Origin of the sequence: Alcaligenes sp. SORT26 (assembly GCF_017377875.1) — a bacterium.
Lineage (GTDB): Bacteria > Pseudomonadota > Gammaproteobacteria > Burkholderiales > Burkholderiaceae_B > Alcaligenes > Alcaligenes parafaecalis.
The window spans coordinates 3,569,905-3,587,156 of the sequence record NZ_CP070975.1; the positions used below are offsets into that span (position 1 = coordinate 3,569,905).

15 protein-coding genes are annotated in these 17,252 nt (G+C 55.4%); 6 read left to right on the forward strand and 9 right to left on the reverse strand.

Annotated features, from left to right (window positions below; translation table 11 throughout):
• Positions 1-226 precede the first annotated feature (226 nt).
• Positions 227-1,264 (forward strand): DUF72 domain-containing protein, encoded by a 1,038-nt coding sequence (locus JYG33_RS16290; protein WP_207873208.1) that lies wholly within the window; start codon positions 227-229, stop codon positions 1,262-1,264.
• A gap of 111 nt (positions 1,265-1,375) precedes the next feature.
• On the opposite strand, the gene JYG33_RS16295 is transcribed toward JYG33_RS16290, so the two are convergent.
• Complete coding sequence (locus tag JYG33_RS16295) at positions 1,376-2,008, reverse strand: isochorismatase family cysteine hydrolase (RefSeq protein ID WP_207873209.1); 633 nt, start codon at positions 2,006-2,008, stop codon at positions 1,376-1,378.
• A gap of 286 nt (positions 2,009-2,294) precedes the next feature.
• On the opposite strand from JYG33_RS16295, the gene JYG33_RS16300 reads away from it, so the two are divergent.
• Both JYG33_RS16300 and JYG33_RS16305 read left to right on the forward strand, forming a co-directional pair.
• A complete protein-coding gene (locus JYG33_RS16300; RefSeq protein ID WP_207873210.1) occupies positions 2,295-3,242 on the forward strand; it encodes a helix-turn-helix domain-containing protein in 948 nt (315 codons plus the stop codon).
• Positions 3,243-3,524: 282 nt separating this feature from the next.
• Positions 3,525-4,946 (forward strand): DUF1254 domain-containing protein, encoded by a 1,422-nt coding sequence (locus tag JYG33_RS16305; RefSeq protein WP_207873211.1) that lies wholly within the window; start codon positions 3,525-3,527, stop codon positions 4,944-4,946.
• Positions 4,947-5,066: 120 nt separating this feature from the next.
• On the opposite strand, the gene JYG33_RS16310 is transcribed toward JYG33_RS16305, so the two are convergent.
• The 3 genes from JYG33_RS16310 to JYG33_RS16320 all read right to left on the reverse strand — a co-directional run bounded on the left by JYG33_RS16310 (position 5,067) and on the right by JYG33_RS16320 (position 9,266).
• Positions 5,067-7,532, reverse strand: a complete 2,466-nt coding sequence (locus JYG33_RS16310; protein WP_207873212.1) for a TonB-dependent receptor — start codon at positions 7,530-7,532, stop codon at positions 5,067-5,069.
• Positions 7,533-7,728: 196 nt separating this feature from the next.
• Positions 7,729-8,736 (reverse strand): FecR domain-containing protein, encoded by a 1,008-nt coding sequence (locus JYG33_RS16315; protein ID WP_207873213.1) that lies wholly within the window; start codon positions 8,734-8,736, stop codon positions 7,729-7,731.
• Between the two features lie 20 nt (positions 8,737-8,756).
• Positions 8,757-9,266, reverse strand: a complete 510-nt coding sequence (locus tag JYG33_RS16320) for a sigma-70 family RNA polymerase sigma factor (protein WP_207873214.1) — start codon at positions 9,264-9,266, stop codon at positions 8,757-8,759.
• Between the two features lie 394 nt (positions 9,267-9,660).
• On the opposite strand from JYG33_RS16320, the gene JYG33_RS16325 reads away from it, so the two are divergent.
• Positions 9,661-10,071 carry a hypothetical protein gene (locus JYG33_RS16325; RefSeq protein WP_207873215.1) on the forward strand — a complete coding sequence of 137 codons (411 nt, stop codon included), beginning with the start codon at positions 9,661-9,663 and terminating at the stop codon, positions 10,069-10,071.
• The gene (locus JYG33_RS16330) at positions 10,072-10,281 is read left to right on the forward strand and encodes a helix-turn-helix transcriptional regulator (RefSeq protein WP_207873216.1); all 210 of its coding nucleotides are present in this window, start codon (positions 10,072-10,074) and stop codon (positions 10,279-10,281) included. It abuts the gene before it with no gap.
• Positions 10,282-10,402: 121 nt separating this feature from the next.
• On the opposite strand, the gene JYG33_RS16335 is transcribed toward JYG33_RS16330, so the two are convergent.
• Positions 10,403-11,176 (reverse strand): SDR family oxidoreductase, encoded by a 774-nt coding sequence (locus JYG33_RS16335; protein WP_207873217.1) that lies wholly within the window; start codon positions 11,174-11,176, stop codon positions 10,403-10,405.
• A gap of 204 nt (positions 11,177-11,380) precedes the next feature.
• On the opposite strand from JYG33_RS16335, the gene JYG33_RS16340 reads away from it, so the two are divergent.
• Complete coding sequence (locus JYG33_RS16340) at positions 11,381-12,292, forward strand: LysR family transcriptional regulator (RefSeq protein WP_207875900.1); 912 nt, start codon at positions 11,381-11,383, stop codon at positions 12,290-12,292.
• Here the strand turns inward: JYG33_RS16340 and JYG33_RS16345 are convergent, their stop codons facing one another.
• The 4 genes from JYG33_RS16345 to JYG33_RS16360 form a co-directional block, all read right to left on the reverse strand.
• Positions 12,293-13,432 (reverse strand): calcium:proton antiporter, encoded by a 1,140-nt coding sequence (locus JYG33_RS16345; RefSeq protein ID WP_207873218.1) that lies wholly within the window; start codon positions 13,430-13,432, stop codon positions 12,293-12,295. It lies immediately after the preceding gene.
• Between the two features lie 307 nt (positions 13,433-13,739).
• The gene (locus JYG33_RS16350; protein ID WP_207873219.1) at positions 13,740-14,618 is read right to left on the reverse strand and encodes a DNA-binding response regulator; all 879 of its coding nucleotides are present in this window, start codon (positions 14,616-14,618) and stop codon (positions 13,740-13,742) included.
• A 679-nt stretch (positions 14,619-15,297) separates the two neighbouring features.
• Entirely contained in the window at positions 15,298-15,915 is a 618-nt protein-coding gene (locus tag JYG33_RS16355) for a 2-hydroxychromene-2-carboxylate isomerase (protein ID WP_207873220.1), read from the reverse strand.
• Positions 15,912-17,240, reverse strand: a complete 1,329-nt coding sequence (locus tag JYG33_RS16360) for an MFS transporter (RefSeq protein WP_207873221.1) — start codon at positions 17,238-17,240, stop codon at positions 15,912-15,914. The genes JYG33_RS16355 and JYG33_RS16360 overlap by 4 nt, the downstream gene beginning before the upstream one ends.
• Positions 17,241-17,252 lie beyond the last annotated feature (12 nt).

Below are 17,252 nucleotides of genomic sequence, written 5' to 3' on the forward strand. Positions count from 1 at the left end.
TTGTGCTGGGTGCCATCTTCATAGGTCGTCGGCTTACCAACGTGATAAGCGCTTGCGTAACGTCCCATGAACGGGCGTGAAAACAGTAATTTCGTACGTTTTAGAATCCTAAAAAGAGCGTGAATATAGTAGTAAAACTAGGATTTTGTTGAAAATGATAAAAACCAAGTTTGGCTTGGGTCTTACCCAGTTTGCTTGAGCCCTATCCCATGGCACTATACCCAGCATGCAAGAAGATCTTTTCGGCGATGCCATTCCTCAGCCTACCGCTTCAAAGCCCGCCGCTGCCTCCCGTCGCAAAATCACCAAAGTCAGCCTTGCCGCCTCCGCGCTGGAGCTGAGTGATCTGGCGGCTCAGCTTCTTGAAACCTTGCGCTTCGGTGTCTCCACCTGGTCCTACCCCGGTTGGGAAGGCTTGATCTGGGATGGCGAGTATGAGTCGAACATCTTGTCCAAGCACGGGCTGGAGGCTTATCACCAGCATCCCTTGATGCGTACCGTCTGTGTTGATCGCACTTTCTGGCGCCCTTTGACCGTTACGCAGTATTCCGCCTACGCGGCCCAGGTTGATGAGGATTTTCGCTTTGTCGTGAAATGCCCTTCCATGATCACGGACGCTCAAGTTCGTGACGAGCAAGGCAAGGTGCGCAAGTCCAATCCGGACTTTCTGGATATTCGTCTGGCCGTAGAGCAGTTTGTGCAGCCTGCGGTAGACGGCTTGCGTGCCAAGCTGGGTGTATTGGTATTTCAGTTAAGCCCTTTGTCCTGGGGCTGGTTGAATCGCCCGGCGGAGTTATTCGACAAGCTGGGGCAGATGCTGGCTGCGGCGCGTGAAGCTTTGCCGCAGGATTCTCCGGTCATTCTTGCTGTAGAAGTACGAGATCCGGAGCTACTGACCCAAGGCTTGGTCGATACCTTAAAGGCGAATGGCGCCACTTTTTGCCTGGGTTTGCACGGCAAAATGCCACCGATCGAGGAGCAGTTGCCCTTGTTGCGAGCCTTGTGGCCCGGGCCTTTGGTGTGTCGCTGGAACCTGAACCGGGAGTTTGGTGCCTATGGCTATGCCGATGCCCAGAAAAAGCACACCCCGTTCGATGCCATTGTCAGCGAAGACGTGCATACCCGCACTGTGCTGGCCCGTACGATTCGCGGGATCACTGGAGCAGGGCAGGCGGCTTATGTGACGATCAGCAATGATGCGGAAGGTTGTGCGCCGCTCTCCATACAGCGTTTGGCGCAACTGATTGCGGCACAAGAAAATTAAACACAGGCCTTGTGAGCTGATCTCCAGAAATTGGACAGATCACAAGGCCTGTTTGAGTGCTTCAGGGTCTGGAGCCCTAACGCAGAGCGGCTTTGACTGTGCTCATGACCCTTACCGGGTCTTCTGAATCAGCTCATCCGTCGTCATGACATGCGCGGTGGACACAGCCAGCACGCCTAGGGTGACTCGGTGTACTTCTTCCGCTGGAATCGCCCCAAAGCCCATATCCGGGTAGTTGTATGTGCCGGTGGCATCAGAGATGAAGGCGACTTTATAGCCATTGAACATGGCGTCGCGCGCCGTGGCGTGGCAGCAGTTCTCGGTAGTGACACCCGTGACGACGACAGTGTCGATCTTGCGGGTACGCAGAATGATGTCCAGATCAGTGCCAAAGAAGGCGCTGTAGCGATGCTTTTTAATTACGACCTCCTCGCCTTGTGGTGCGACGTCCGGGTATATATCGATGCCAGCGGTGTCATCCACCAGCCCCATCCGATTTTGAATAGGCGGGTAAATCTCCCCAAACAAGCCCATATCGCAGCCATTGCGGCGGTGGGCGTGGGTGGTAAAGATCACTTCCATGCCGGTTTTGCGTGCATGGCTCAGCAGTTTTTGCAGACGGGGCATCAGCTCCATACCCATAGGTGTTTCCAGTGGGGCACCGGGCGCGATGAAGTCGTTTTGCATGTCAATCACAACGACCGCTGTGCTCTTGGGGTTGATCTGATCAATCTGAATAGCCATTTCATTCTCCTTTGGTTTGCTCAGGGACGGGGGGCTGTGTATTTGGTATTGCCGTACCCGGTGTCATCGACCTTTGTAGAGTAGGGAGACGGCGCTAATCTGGCTTGTGTGCCCATGCCATTTTTTCTTCTTTTTTTGACTGTGAGCGCCACATGGGCGAGCTGGCAGGCAAGACGCCAGCCCGTGGTGTTCTCAGGGCTTGTCCGCGTTTGGGAAATAGACGTAATCTTGCTGAAAAATGATTAATTCTTCGGTGCAGATAGCGCCGACTATGGAGACTGAACCGATGACAGCGATCATGGCGGTCAAGCCCGGAGACAGCTTTGAGCACTGGCACGAGGTCACTTGCAGGCAGTTTTCTCATACTGAGTGCAACCCCATTCCCAGACAGCATTTTCAGGCGCGAGTCACGCTGACTACGTTTGGCGGTTTGGGACTTAGCCGTATCTGGTCGGCTACGCCTGCGGGGGAGGTGATTCGAGTCAACCGGCGCCTGGCGGATATTCGTAAAGATCAGCGCGACTGCTTCATGCTGTGGTTAATGCTCGATGGCAATATTCAGCTTAGTCAGGATGGGCGTTATGTCAGCCTGGTGACAGGGGATCTGGTGTTGCAGGACCAGTCGCGTCCTTTTGAGCTGGAGCTGGGGCCCTTGACCCATGCGGCGATGCTCATGATTCCCCGTCCTCTTCTGGCGACACGTTTACCTACCTTGGGGAGCCTGGCTGCGCGCCGTGTTCCCGCCAACTCTCGTCAGGGGCCGATGGCCGGTGCTTTGCTCAGGCAATTACTCAGCATGCAAGGGGCGGCAACGGACGGGATAGATCATCGTTTGAGTGCCTCGGCGCTGGATATTTTCTCGGCTGTCTTCGAGTCAGAAACCACGATCTCTTCTCAGTCCAGCCGCCGGGAGCGGCGTTTGGAGCAGGTTCAGGCGTATATACGTGCGCACCTGCATGAGGAGGATCTGGATGTGGAGCAAATGGCTCGGGCTTCATCCATGGCGACTCGCACGCTGTATCGACTCTTTGCACACGAAGCGACAACGCCTATGCAATGGCTGTGGGAGCAGCGTTTGCTCCAGAGCTATCGCCTGCTTGCCGAGGGCAAACAGCGGCGGGTGACGGAGGTGGCAATGGCCTGCGGTTTTAAAGATCTTTCCCATTTCAGCCGCCTGTTTCAGGCACGATTTGCGCAATCTCCGTCGACGCTCCGACCTATGAACAGGTCTTAAGTTCTGAGCTGGACGTGCGCCCAGGCTGTTTGGTACGCAGGCCTGGCACCGTGTGAACATAGGCACGCAGGGGGGCTGCCGGTCTGAGTGATCGTGGTGTGTGGCACCAGATGGCAAGCGCTAAGCAGAAGGGGCTTCCTACAATTGCGACAAGCGGGGCAAGCACAGTGTTCTGCCCTGAGCGGCCAAGCCAGCCAGATAGGCAAGGGCCCCGTATCGGCGTTAGCTGGCGTTCTGAATGCAGATAACGCGCCTGCTTGATCACAATTAGGGGAAGAGCACATGAAGATTACTCGACGTTCCTTATTAATAGCCGGTCCCAGTCTGCTTGCCAGTGTGGCGCTGGCGCGCTCCGCTCTTGCACAGCAGGTGACAGGGGCAGACAAAGGGGGAGACGCAGGGGATTTGGGCCTTGGGATCGAGGCCTATATTTTTGCCTATCCATTGGTGACGATGGAATTGACCCGGCGGATTATGACCAATGTGGCGCAGCTTGGTGGCGTACGCGGCCCGATGGGCCAGATCATCAAAGCGCGCAGCTACCCGGATGCTTCGTTCCGAGATGTCACGGCGCCTAATGCCGATACGCTTTATACAAACGCCTTCTTTGATGTGGGCGATGAGCCGTGGATCCTGAGCATTCCAGATATGCAGGACCGTTACGCCTTGATGCCTTTGCTCGACGGCTGGACAACGGTGTTTCAGGTGCCGGGCAAACGTACGACGGGAACAGGTCCTCAAACCTATGCTATTACTGGTCCTGGCTGGAAAGGCACTTTGCCAGCGGGCGTGACGGAATATAAATCCGCCACCAGTATTGTCTGGATGCTGGGACGCATTTATTGCACAGGGACGCCAGAGGACTACGCTGCGGTCCATAAACTGCAAGACGAGTTCAAACTGGTGCCGTTAAGCGCTTATGGCAAGCCCTACACCCCGCCAGCGGGTGTGGTGGACCCCTCGCTGGATATGAAAACCGCCGTGCGTGATCAAGTCAACAAGATGGATTCAGCGGCCTATTTCACCCTGTTTTGCGAGTTGATGAAGCGCAATCCGCCATCCAGCGCAGATGCTGCGCATGTGGCCAGATTTGAGCGTATTGGCATTGTTCCTGGTCAGGGTTTTGATGCTGGCAAGTTCAAGGCCGATATTGCCAGTCAGGTGCCCAAGGCTGCGGTCGGAAAAATCATGCAGCACTATGCGGCGCTGACGCTGAAGAACGGTTGGTCGTTCACGACTGATACTGGCGTTTACGGTACGGATTACTTGATGCGTGCTTTCATCACGGCAATTGGGCTGGGGGCCAATCGGCCACAGGACGCCATCTATCCTATTTCTCAGGCGGATGCGGGTGGACAGCCTTATTCGGGTGCAAACAAGTATGTCATGCGCTTTCCTGAAGGCCAGCTACCGCCCGTGGATGGCTTCTGGTCGCTGACGATGTACGACAAGGATTACTTCTTTGTCGACAATCCCCTGAGTCGCTATTCGATCAGTCCACGCCAGAACTTGAAGGTCAACGCGGATGGCTCGACAGACCTCTATATTCAAAAGGACTCGCCCGGTCAGGACAAAGAATCCAATTGGCTTCCCGCGCCGGATGGAAACTTTATTCTGATGTTCAGAGCGTACTGGCCTAGACAGACAAGTCCCTCGATTCTGGATGGTAGCTGGATGATCCCAGCGGTGCAGAAAGTAAGCTAAATACGCACTGGCAAGGTGTTTGTCATGAAAACCCGCAGAGCTAAATAAACTCTGCGGGTTTTGTTTTAGTAGCTTGCCTGGATCAAGCCATTGTTTGACCCATGCTCGAGCACGGCAGGTTTAGAACTGATACCGCAAGGTCGCCGTTACGTTGCGAGGCGCACCCCAGAAGACGGTGTTGTAATTACCGATACCCGCGTAGTAGTGCTTGTCGAACAGGTTATTGATATTGACGGACAGCTTGGTCGCCTTGTTGACGTCATAGGAGCCACTCAAGCCCACCAGTGCATACGGTTTGCGCTCGAAGCGGCGTAGCTGCCCATCCACTTGCTGCGTGAAGTAGCTGCCGCTTTGCCATTGCACATTACCGCCTAATGTCAGGCGTTGACCGGCCCAGGGCAGGCGGTAGTAGGTGGCCAGCTTGAATAAATGTTCTGGTTGTCGAGGGCTGGCTCGTACGCCTTCGCCATCGCGGGAGCGCGCGTAGGTGTAGCCTGCGTGAACTTGCCAGTTCGGCATGACTTCACCGGACAATTCCAGCTCCAGACCGCGCGTTGTCACGCCCGGCACCGCGATGTAGGCCACTCCACCCATCGGGGTTTGAGGGTTGATGGGATCAGGCTCTGCCACGTTGTCCTGTTTGATCTGAAACAGGGCCATGCTGGCATTGAGTTTGCCGTCCAGGTATTCCCCCTTCATACCCACTTCCATGCTTTTGCCGGTCAGCGGTTCCAGTTGCTCGCCGTTGGCCTTGAAGTTATAGGCTTGTGGCTTGAACACATCGGTATAGCTGGCATAGGCCGTATGCCATTCGTCCAGATCCACGCTCAGGCCCAGATAAGGAATGATCTTGCCGCTGACCTGAGTTTCGTGGCGCTGGAAATTGTTCAGCGCATTCAGGCTCTCCAGGGACCAGTCGTAGCGCACCTGGCGGGCACCCAGAATCACGTTGACGCGATCGTGGGGTTTCAGGACGGCTGCTCCGTAGACCATATGCTGCTTCACGTTCACGTCGTGTTGCAGCCACCATTCGTATTCGGTGGGTTCGGTAGCGTTGTTGTTCCACTCAAAAATGTCGGGCACCGTCATATCGGTGTCGCCGTCCCAGCGGCGCGACAAGGCGTGGGTCTTGGCGTAGTTGGCGCCCAGCACCAGCTCATGTTCGCGGCCCAACAAGTTGAACGGGCCAGTGGCATGGAAATCCAGGGTTTTTTCTTTGGAGTCGCTGTCGAATCGTGCGGCACCGCCCGGGTAAAAACCGTGGTTGATTGCATGGGTCTGGATATTGACGACGTCGGACGACAAGCCTGACATTACCTGACGAGTCCGGTAGTCGCGCTGACCTGCTGCCAGCTTGACGGTCCAGCCGGAGTCAAAGCGATGGTTCAGGTCGGCGAAAACGCGTTGCGTATCCTGATTGCGCCAGGCCCAGCGGTCAGCCGGGTTGACGTGGCGGCCTATGGAGAACTGTTCGCCATTGCTGTAGAAGGCGGGCAAGTGTTCGTTGGTGGTCGCGTTATTACGGTTGCGCTGATAGTCCAGACCCACAGCTACCGTCGTACGCTCGCCCAGGTCGGCTTCCAGAATCCCGTAAAAGATCTGTTGCTTGCCCTTGGCGTAGTCCATGAAGCTGCGGTTGTCCTGGGTGGCACCAACTACGCGCCCACGCAGCGCGCCTTCAGCAGCCAAGGGGGCAGACAAGTCCAGTTCGGTGCCGTAGGTGTCCCAGCTACCTGCAGATACTTGTGCGTGTCCCTGGAACTGGCTGGTGGGGCGCTTGCGGACCATATTGATCACGCCAGAAGGGTAACCTGCGCCATTGACCAGGCCCGTCGCGCCTTTCAGAATTTCGATGCGGTCATAGATGGCGGAGTTGGTAATGCTGTAGTTATCACGCACCGCGCCGCCGTCCGAAGACAGGCTGGGCAGGCCGTCAAACTGGAAGTTCTCCAGGCTGAAACCGCGCGAGTAAAAGCTGTAGGACTCGGAGTTGTCGCGGTTGACCGTGATACCCGGAGTTTGCTGCAAGGCATCGGAAATGGTCTGAATGCCCTGGTCATCCATCTGCTGACGGGTGATGACACTGACTGATTGCGGCGTTTCACGCAGGCTCAGGTTCAGACGCGTGGCGCTATTGCTGTGGGTGGCGGTGTACGACCCGGTTTGCTCAGTGCTTAGTGAGTCTCTGGCTGCATGAACGGTAATGGGCGCCAATTGTGTACTGTCGCCGGACAGGGGTTTGCTCAGGGTGTAGCGATTGTCCTTACGCTTGTACTCAATCCCTGTGCTTGCCAAAAGTTGCGCTAAAGCGGCCTCGACGGAAGAGGCCTGGCGAACGGCGGGAGCCTGCAAACCCTGGACAATATTGGGATCAAAGTACAGTTGGACGCGTGCCTGCTGGCCTAAGGACAGCAAGGCCTGGGACAGGCTTTGGGCGGGCAGGCTGATGGTGCTGGTAGCCGAAGCTTGTGCGGCGGCATAGAAGGGGAGAGAGCCCAATGCCAGGGCCAGAGCCGTTGCTTGCAGAAGGGGGCAGCCCAAACGGGCACGCCTTGCGGGTGACAAGGAGGAATGCAAAGAGGTCATGTTGAAAAGCAAGCGATAGGGGTCATGGATCAATGCCTGGCCAGGCGGGTCTGTAGATGAGACGCATCAGCCTGCCAAAACCCGTAATGGCCGGTAAAAAAGTCCGTATCGCCGGACACTTTTGCTTTGGTGACACAGGCGTTGAAGGCAGTTCAGGTAGTGATCCCGGACTGCTTGGGCGCTTCAATCGCAGTCTTTACCGTGCGTGTAATTGCACTTCGCCGGAGGGCAGCGTGTTTACTTGCAGCGGCAGTAGCTCTGGCAGCGTTTCCAGTAAATCTGCACTGTCGCGCAGTTCGAAAACCGCCGCAATGCGGCGTGATGCCAGGCTGGCATCCATGATCCGAATAGCTTGCTGAGGGGCGCGATAGCGGTTCAGTTCGCGCACCACGTCGCTCAAGGGGGTATTGCTGAAAACCAGTTGACCGGTATGCCAGGCGGTGGCGGCCTGGGCGGGTGTGGAGTCCAGACGGGGGCGGCTGGTTCCCGTTTCCAGACTCAAGCGTTGATCAGGGCCAAGAGACACATGGCTGGGCGACCACCAGAGTCCGCTGCTGACTTGTACTTGGCCCTCTTGCACGATGACACTCAGTGCCTGCGGATCGCGCCGTACGTTAAAAACGGTGCCGGTCACCAGAATCGTCGCTAGTCCGCTCAGAACCTGAAAAGGGCGGTCATGCTGTTTATGAACATCAAACAGGGCTTCGCCTTGATGCAAAGTGACCTCTCGATGATCGGCATAAAAGGCCACGTCCACCAGTGTGTCTGTGTTCAGATGAAGAATGGATTGATCGGGCAGTACGATGCGTTGCTGCTCACCCCGCGCGCTTTGATAGCTTTGGGTGAATTCGGGGGTGGGCTGCCAGAGTCCACGCAAGCCGGGCAGGGCAATGACTGCCGTTCCTGCAGCCAGCGCCGGAGCACCGACAAACAAGGTATTGCGCAACCAGCGTCGGCGTGAGGCTTGTTGGGGTGCTTGTGCCAGCACACTGCGCCAGTGCTGATCGGGTAGCAGTTGCGTGGCCTGCCAAGTCAGCAAGAGTTGCTGGTAGTGCGTCTCGTTGGACTCATTGGCTTGCCGCCAGCGCATCAACTCCTGCTGTTCCGCCTCGCCAAGGCTTGCCGCCTGTTCGCGTACCAGCCAAAGGCTGAGCTGATCAGGATTCAAGGGAATCGAAAGCGGCGTCGGGGTGCTGCGTGTCATAGGAAAGGAGGCATGCGGTTTCACTCGGGCAGTTGGAAGTCGCTCAAGCGTTTGTGCAGGTGATCCAGAGCGCGGGTCATGTGTTTTTCGACCATGCTTTGAGACAGATTCATCTTGCGCGCGATCTCGGGCAAAGTGTAGCCCTCCAGCCTGTGCCAGGCAAAGATCTGCTGGCTTTTCAGGGGCAGCTCATTCAGCGCTTTTTGCAGGGCCAGACGCAAATGCGTGCTGCGCATTTCCTGTTCGTGAGAGTGATCAAGCGGGTGCTCTTCGTCGCTTAAGTCTTGCCAGGCAGTATGGGCCTGACGATGTGACCGGCGGTTCAAACTGACCAGGCCATTGTGAACACTGCGATGCAAAAAAGCGCGGGGATTGGCAATCACACCTGAGCGCTGTTCCAGCATATTGGCGATGGCATCGTGGGTGGCGTCTTCGGCGTCATGTCGATTGCCATAACGTCGCGTCCAGGTCGAGATCAGCTCGGCATAGTGTGCGAGCCAACTGCTTCGCAGAGAGGGCCGATCAGACATGGAAGAGTGGTAAATGAGAATCGTTATTATGATCGTCCGATTTTATAGGGCATTTTGTGGGCTTTGTCCATGATTTCCTGCCTGATCAACCTTATCTGCTGCTGTAGGGGCAACGCTGGATGAGCGTGTACCCGTGGAGGCCCAGCCTTTTGACTTTAAAGGGTTTGTGGGTAAGTAGGTCAGGGGAGTCAGGCAGGAAGGGGGCGTCGTAGCGTGCAGGACCTGTCATCTGTTGGGGCTTGGGGAGCCTTGTTGTTGAATGCTCCCTGGTGCTTGCTTGCAACATGCTCCTTATTTAATCTGCATCTGTTTATGTAAGGTTAACTTTACTTATTGACAGGTTTTTTTGACTTCTATAAAGTAAGGTTTACTTTACATACAGAGGTGCTCAAGCATGTTTACTAACAGCAAGTCCAAGCCTGCGCCATCAGCAGGTCGCAGCTATCTGATTCGCACTTTGCTCTTTATGGGCGTGTATATCCTGGTCAACGCCCTGACCATCCTGGGGGTGTTCGACAGCTTGCTGGGGCTACCTCTTGGTTGGCTGATTGCCATTGCCGTCGCCTTGCCCGTTGCCGGACAAGTCTGGGCCACGCTGCGCTTGATGGCGGAAAGTGATGAGTTCGTGCGGGTGATTGTGGCCAAGTGCTTTGTGCTGGCCGCAGGTGCGACCTTGACCTTGTGGACGGCCTGGGGCTTCGGGGAAACCTACGCGGCTGCGCCCCATATTCCTGCCTGGCTGATTTACCCCTTCTTTTGGGCTGTGTTCGCCCTGGTTTCACCTTTCGTGCGGACTAGCGATTAAATGAAAAATCGATTGCGGGTATTACGGGCCGAGGCGAGCTGGACGCAGGCAGATTTGGCAGAGCGCTTGGGTGTGTCCCGGCAGGCGGTGAATGCGCTGGAAACGGGCAAACATGCGCCGTCTCTGGACCTGGCCTTCAAGATTAGTGCTGTATTTGAGCAAACTGTAGAAGAGATTTTCGAGAACCCGTATCGGGAAGCTCAGAGCTGAGGGAGGATAGCGCCTTGGCATCGGCTGCCTGGCTGCTTGATTCGCCTTTGAAAGAGTCAAGCGCAGGCAAGGTTTGAGCCGGGGCCGCCGCAAGTTCTCTTGCGGGGCCACGGCTTTCTGCTTACTTCGTGGTGTAGCCGCCATTGATCAAAATGGTTTGACCGGTCACCCACCAGCCATCGCTGACCAGATGACGAATGAAAGGCACGACATCTTCAATATCGGTCAGCCCGGTTTTGGAGAAGGGGGACAGAGCCGCAGCGGTCTTGTGATACGCCACGGCATCTGCACCTTCAGCCGGATAAAAGAATGGCGTATCCATGGGGCCGGGGCCTACTGCCGTCACAGAAATCCCGCGTGCACCGAATTCTTTGGCGGCCGCGCGAGTGTAGTGTTCCACTGGCGCTTTTGTACCGGCATAGGCCGCATAAAACGGAGTGAAGGCACCCAGCAGGGAAGTGACCAAGGTGCAGACTTTGCCATTGTCCTGCACATGCTTGCCTGCTTCTTTCAGGAAGAAGAAAGCGGTTTTGGAGTTGATGTCGCTCATCTCCTCGTACTCGGCTTCGCTGACGTCGGTCAGTGATTTTTTCAGTACCTTGCCTACCGTATTGATGGCGATATCAGGGCGACCAATGGCGGCGACCGTATCGCTAAACAATTTTTCCATGGCACCGGCCGAACGCAAATCTGCCTGAAAAGCGATGGCTTGGGCGCCTGCTGCCTGTATAGCCTTGACGGTGGCTTCAGCGTCCGCTTTGGAGCTGTCGCTGTTGTAATGAATGGCAATGGCGCGCGCTCCTTGTTCCGCCAGGTCGCGGGCGATCAGACCACCCAGATTCTTTGCCCCGCCTGCGATCAGAACGGTTTTACCTTTGATGCTGTGCTTTGCCATGATGACTCCTTGCTCGTGTTGGCTGCGGGCTGCAAGCCGTATCGTTTGTCCATGATATAAGTCGTTAAAATTGTTTAAATCTTTTATTTCTGACATCATTTGTCGGAAAAAACGAACAATTGAGTGCGCTGGGATAGCGCGCTGGCTAAGGAAATCAAGCCTGCTCTGCTTGCGTTTTGCCCCTGTGTCTTGAAGGAGAACGTGATAGACCGCATTGACCTGTTTCGCATCTTTACGCGGGTAGTCGAGTGCGCCAATTTCACCCGTGCGGCGGATACCTTGGGTATGCCTCGTTCATCCGTGTCGGCGGCTATCCAGGAGCTGGAAGGCCGAGTGGGCGCGCGTCTTTTGAATCGCACCACACGCAAAGTGACGGTCACCCAGGATGGTGCTGCCTTCTATGAGCGCTGCCTGCGTGTGATTGCTGATGTGCAGGAAACCGAGAATCTGTTTCGTCAGGCCAGTGTTGGTCCATCCGGCAGTATCAAAGTGGATGTGCCGGGGCGAGTTGGTCGTTTGATTGTCGCGCCTGCTTTGCCGGAGTTTCTGGAGCAGTATCCGCACATTCATGTGCATCTGGGGGTGACGGACCGTGCCGTCAATTTGATTGAAGAGCAGGTGGACTGCGTCTTGCGCGTAGGACCACTGAGCGACTCCGGTTTGATCGCCCGAAAAATGGGCAGTCTAGCGCTGATTAATGTGGCCAGCCCTGCGTATCTGGCCCGTTATGGCATGCCCCAGACTCCCGAGGACTTGGCTCAGCATCAAGTGGTGCGTTATGCCTCGCCCACCAGCGAGCGTGTGGCTCCCTGGGAGTGGATGGAGGGTGACCAGCCCCAGTTTCTGGACCTGCCTGGACGCGTCACGGTGAATAATGCCGAAGCCTACATCGCCTGCTGCTTGGCGGGATTAGGGCTTATTCAGATCCCTGCCTACGATGTGCAGGAGCACTTGCAGGCAGGTGAGTTGCTAGAGGTTTTACCCGATCACTGCGCCGCGCCTTTACCCATGTCCTTGCTGTATCTGCATCGACAACATTTGTCGCGGCGCTTTCAGGTGTTTGCAGATTGGCTGGAAAATCTGCTGCATGTTTCGGGCTTGTCTGCTTCGCCCTGATCAGGGGTAGAAGAGCAAAAGTCCAAACACCACGAAAACCATCAGGTGCATATAACCTTGAATGGGCGACGTACGTTTACCGCTGAAGCTCAGAATGCTTAATAGCGCAGTGATTACGAACAGCACGATTTCGGTATTGCTGATCCCCATGATTACTTGCTTGCCAGTGATCAATCCAATGATCAGAACCACCGGCACAGTCAGGCCCACAGTGGAGACAAAAGCCCCCAGACACAGGTTGATGGCCCGCTGCATTTCATTATTCATGGCTGCTTTGATGGCGGTAATGGACTCGGGCGTGAACACGATAATGGCGATCAATACACCGCCAACAGCCACGGGTGCGCCCGAAGCCGCGATGCCGTAGTCGGTCACAATAGCCAGGTCGTGAGCCAGCAAGACAATGGGCAGAATCAGGGCGATCAGCACGATACTGCGGATCAACATGGCCCGAGTCGCCTGGGGATCGCGCACGCTGGGTGTAGCGGCTTCAGCAAGTTCCACCGCCTGATTTGGCTGCACATAGTCATGACGATGACTGCCCATCTGCAGGTACAGGAAGACGCCATAGACCAGGCCCGTCAGAACAGAAATGCCAATGGCTTGCGTCGCGGAAAACTCGCCTGCGCTGCTGGTGTAGTTAGGCAGAATCAAGCCTATGCTGGTCAGCAGCACAATCATGGACAGATAGGTGTTGGTGCCTTGGCGGTTGAACTCCTGATCGCCATTGCGCGCTGCTCCGGCAATCAGACACAGGCCGGTGATCAGGTTCAGGATGATCATCATCACGGCGTAGATCGAGTCCCGCCCAATGGTGGGAAAGTCGCCCGGCCCCAGCAGTACCGAGGCAATCAGGATGACTTCGATCAGCACAATAGACAGCGTCAGAATCAGGGTGCCGTAGGGCTCGCCCAATTGATGGGCCAGGTGATCGGCTTCCCGGACGACACCGAACGAGGCGGCCAGAATGGTCACGAACAAAACCAGAAAGACGATGGCCGCCGTGGTGCCACTCAAGGAATCCCCCAACCATTGCCCACCAAAAATCATGAAGAGCACAACAATGGACCAGGAACCGAGCAGACGCAGCCAGGTGACCGGAGGGATGAGTTGAGATGAAGGTGATGCAGGGTGGGCCATCGAGGATGCTCCGCCTAAGGGGTAGGGCCGTCCCTGTATTGAAAAGACAGACCCAGGTCGTCCCGGATCTGTTTTGAATTGAATCATTCAAGCATGCACGATTTTATCACCTTGCCCCGGGGCGGCAAGTGCAGCTCGCTGAAAATTGATTTCTTGTGTCGTACAGCCCCTTTTTGCGGGGCAAGGCCAGGGCGGGAGTGTGACGGGGGGCTTTGCTATCACATCCCAGGCATGGTTTTAACGGGTTTTTATTTTATAAATGGTCTACCGAAGAATCGGGTTCAGGCCTTGCTTTTTTTATGCTTATTTAGGGCGGACACCAGCCCGGAGCAAAAACAGGAGGGCCCAGGGACCGAATACATGGAGTGCTTTCCGTATAAGGTTTATTTTTCTCGATAGCCTGCCGGAATTTTCCAGGCGCGACGCCCGCATAAGTTTTAAATGCGGTGGAGAAATTGGCCGGGCTTGAAAATCCCAGGTCGGTAGCGATGACATCAATTTTCAATGCCGTGGTTTTCAGCAGGTGCTCGGCGCGATACATACGTTGCAGCCGGATATAACTGCTGACACTTAAACCAAAGTTTCGCTGAAATATATTCATGATTTTTCGACGCGAAATCTTGAACATATCGCACAGTTCTTTTTGGCTGGGTGGTGCCCCCAGATTGGCATCAATTGTTTTTTGAATGGCATGAATCAGCATGCTGGTTTCAGCGGTGGTGCTGGGCCGCTGACTGGGAGTCTTGCCGGTCACCACGGTAGGGGTGGTCAGCTTGGGACAGCGCAAAGGAACGTTGATACGTTCTTTGACTTCATCTACCGCATACGGATTGCCAATGTAATCAACGGCTCCCGCCTTTAAAAAAGAGACGCATTCATCACTGCTGCCGTCCATGCGTGAATCCAGAATGATGATGGGGATATGAGCCGTGGCTTTTAATCCTTGCAGCATATGGGTCAAGGACAAAGCATCAATCCCCGTCAATTGCTTATCCATCAGGATAAGTTCCGGTAGCGTTAACTGGGCCTTGGTATATCCTTGCACTCCGTCAGCGGCAACAGAAACCCGAAATGCACCAGCTAGCAGGGCTTGAAGAAGTTGTTCGTGCTGTCGAGTGTTATTGGAGATCAGCAGAATCCTGATTTTTTGATCTGGCTGATACTTTATAGTGGCGTATTTGTTCAATATAAAGCCCCGCGCCCTTCTTCTGATGAAGACGGCTACCTTTACTGGCATTGCTCAAGTAGCCAATTTCTTCAGAATACAGACTCAATGAATAGATAAAATCTATCGATATGATTCGTACGGCAGACATAACATTCTGTATCAATGGAAAAAGTAAATTTTCAAAATTGCTCATTGCATTTCATTTTTGGCAGGCGGCATGCTGAAAGCCTGAAACCCAGGGGGTAAGCCGGACCTAAAAGTCCATTTTTAGGAATGCTACGCTGGCGTATTAGTGAATTTTCCTTGCAGGAAAAGGCGTGATTCTACGGTGTTTACCCCTGAAAAAAGGGCTAACTCAGGTAGGCCAGCAGTGGTTTTGCCCGCATTAGTGTGCCTCTGGATGGGCTTGTCCGGTAGAGATTCTGCTGCTCTTTTTGTGATGATTCATCGCAGCAAGGTGGGCATAGAGTGGCCGGTTTTTTTTTTGCGCTCGTTTTGTTGGATTTTGACCAAGGCCAAGCCAGAATTTTTGACTATTGTTATGGTTATTAGATCGTTTTTGGTATAGGTCGTTTGAATCGTTTTGGGCGGGAGCGGAACGGCTTTGGACTGCAGAGTGAAGGCTAAGCAAGAAGGGCGGGACAAGGCTAAAAACCTTGTCCCGCCCTTGTTTGAAATGCCGCAGATGCAGTCTGAGCTACCGGGTTTCGGCAGGAGCAGATGCTAAGGCGATAGCCTCATCGAGCATGTCCAGACGATCCTGCCCCCAAAACAACTCGCCTTGATACACATAAGATGGCGAGCCAAAGACACCGGCGGCAACGGCTTCGTCAGTGTGCTCTTGATACTGCTGTTGGGCTTGGGGTGCCTGCTTGAACCAACAGTCAGCATCCAGCTTGTGCGCTTGCAGGATCTGGGCAAGCTGAGCGGGGTCGCTGATATCCCGATCTTCATACCACTGCGCCCGCAGGATGGCTTTATAGAGGTCCACCACGGGTAAGCCGGCCTGATTCAGCGCGATGATGAGTGTTGAGGCCAGGGTGGCGTCGGGACACATGAAGCGGGGCGTGGGATTGACGTGCAAGCCCAGCTTCCTGCACCAGCGTTGTAGCTCCGTAATGCGATAAGCCTGCCGTTCGGGTGAGCGCTGTCCCAGCAAGACACCGCCTGTGCGGGCATACACCTGTGGCAAGTCCACAGGCTTGTAGTGAATAGGCACCCCATGTTTATGGGCGATAGCTTCCAGGCGGTCGGCTCCCAGATAGGCCCAGTCCGAATTCATCCAGAAGTAGTAGTAGATACCGGGCGTGTTCATGTGCGTACCTTTCGGCTGGACAAGGAGGGCAAGGAAAAGTGCGTGGGTCCATGCATGAACCAGGTACTGGCAAAGGCAATCAAGCCCAGCACGCTGAGATACCAGACGATGTAGTCAGGTTGCCCATCGCCATAGGCCAGCAAGGACGTGGCGACCAAAGGAGCCAGACCGCCGCCGATGGCACCGGATACTTGTACCGCAATGGAAATCCCGCTGTAGCGTACTTCAGGAGGGAATTGCGTCGAGAACAAGCCACCTTGAGGGCCATAGAGGGCGGCATAAACCAGGCCAATGGCAATCACCAGTGCCAGCGTGATGGTCTTGGAGTCCAGACTGCCCAACATGGAGAAGAAGGTGGAGGAGAAAGCCAGCATGCAGAGCGTGCCTGCCATGAACACCCACTTGAAGCCGATTTTGTCACCTAATACACCGAACAAAGGCATGGTGAACAAAGCCGCGAAGGCACCCCAAACAGTGGCATCCAGCATCACACTGCGTTCCACGCCCAGGGTGGTGGTGGCGTAGGCCAGCGCAAACGTGACCACGGTGTAGAACCAGGTCACTTCGGCCAGACGGCCACCCACCACCAGGAGCACTTCGCGGGGGTAGTGCCGCAACACTTCCAGAGCAGGCACGGCCACTTGTTTGCCCTTTTTGCTCATTTGCTCGAAGTCGGGTGATTCGGCCACTTTGGCGCGTATCCACCAACCCACCAGGAGCAAGGCGACACTGGCCAGAAAAGGCAGGCGCCAACCCCAGGACAGCATGTCCTCTTCGGGCAGGCTGGCAACAGCTCCCATTGCCAGAGAGGACAAGATCAACCCCGGCGCGACGCCGGTCTGTGGCAGGCTGCCAAAGAAGCCTTTTTTGCCTTCTGGAGCATGTTCTACCGCCATCAGGACGGCCCCTCCCCATTCTCCTCCAACGGCGATGCCTTGCAGAAAACGCATCAGGACCAGTAGTACGGCGGCCCAATAGCCAATGCTGTCGTAGGACGGAATCAGGCCGATCAGGATGGTGGGGATACCCATCAGGAATAGCGTGATCAGCAGCATGGATTTGCGGCCCAGCTTGTCGCCGAAATGGCCGAAAATAAACCCTCCCAAGGGGCGGGCAAAGAAGCCCACGGAGTAAGTGGCAAAGGCCGCCAGCGTGCCCGTAATCGGGTCGAAAGCGGGAAAGAAGATCTTGTTGAAAATGAGTGCGGCAGCGGTGCCGTACAGGAAAAAGTCATACCACTCGATGGTGGTTCCCATCATGCTGGCCAAGCCAGCCGTAACGTACTGGCGCGACGAACGCGCCTGTCCAGTGTTAGGCATCGTCATAGCGACCTCCAG

Bases quoted from the DNA above. Each gene is read 5' to 3' on its own strand.
- JYG33_RS16290 (WP_207873208.1), top strand. From the start codon at position 227: ATGCAAGAAGATCTTTTCGGCGATGCCATTCCTCAGCCTACCGCTTCA.
- JYG33_RS16300 (WP_207873210.1), top strand. From the start codon at position 2,295: ATGACAGCGATCATGGCGGTCAAGCCCGGAGACAGCTTTGAGCACTGG.
- JYG33_RS16330 (WP_207873216.1), top strand. From the start codon at position 10,072: ATGAAAAATCGATTGCGGGTATTACGGGCCGAGGCGAGCTGGACGCAG.
- JYG33_RS16360 (WP_207873221.1), bottom strand. From the start codon at position 17,240: ATGACGATGCCTAACACTGGACAGGCGCGTTCGTCGCGCCAGTACGTT.
- JYG33_RS16295 (WP_207873209.1), bottom strand. From the start codon at position 2,008: ATGGCTATTCAGATTGATCAGATCAACCCCAAGAGCACAGCGGTCGTT.
- JYG33_RS16310 (WP_207873212.1), bottom strand. From the start codon at position 7,532: ATGACCTCTTTGCATTCCTCCTTGTCACCCGCAAGGCGTGCCCGTTTG.
- JYG33_RS16320 (WP_207873214.1), bottom strand. From the start codon at position 9,266: ATGTCTGATCGGCCCTCTCTGCGAAGCAGTTGGCTCGCACACTATGCC.
- JYG33_RS16345 (WP_207873218.1), bottom strand. From the start codon at position 13,432: ATGGCCCACCCTGCATCACCTTCATCTCAACTCATCCCTCCGGTCACC.
- JYG33_RS16315 (WP_207873213.1), bottom strand. From the start codon at position 8,736: ATGACACGCAGCACCCCGACGCCGCTTTCGATTCCCTTGAATCCTGAT.
- JYG33_RS16355 (WP_207873220.1), bottom strand. From the start codon at position 15,915: ATGAACACGCCCGGTATCTACTACTACTTCTGGATGAATTCGGACTGG.
- JYG33_RS16325 (WP_207873215.1), top strand. From the start codon at position 9,661: ATGTTTACTAACAGCAAGTCCAAGCCTGCGCCATCAGCAGGTCGCAGC.
- JYG33_RS16335 (WP_207873217.1), bottom strand. From the start codon at position 11,176: ATGGCAAAGCACAGCATCAAAGGTAAAACCGTTCTGATCGCAGGCGGG.
- JYG33_RS16305 (WP_207873211.1), top strand. From the start codon at position 3,525: ATGAAGATTACTCGACGTTCCTTATTAATAGCCGGTCCCAGTCTGCTT.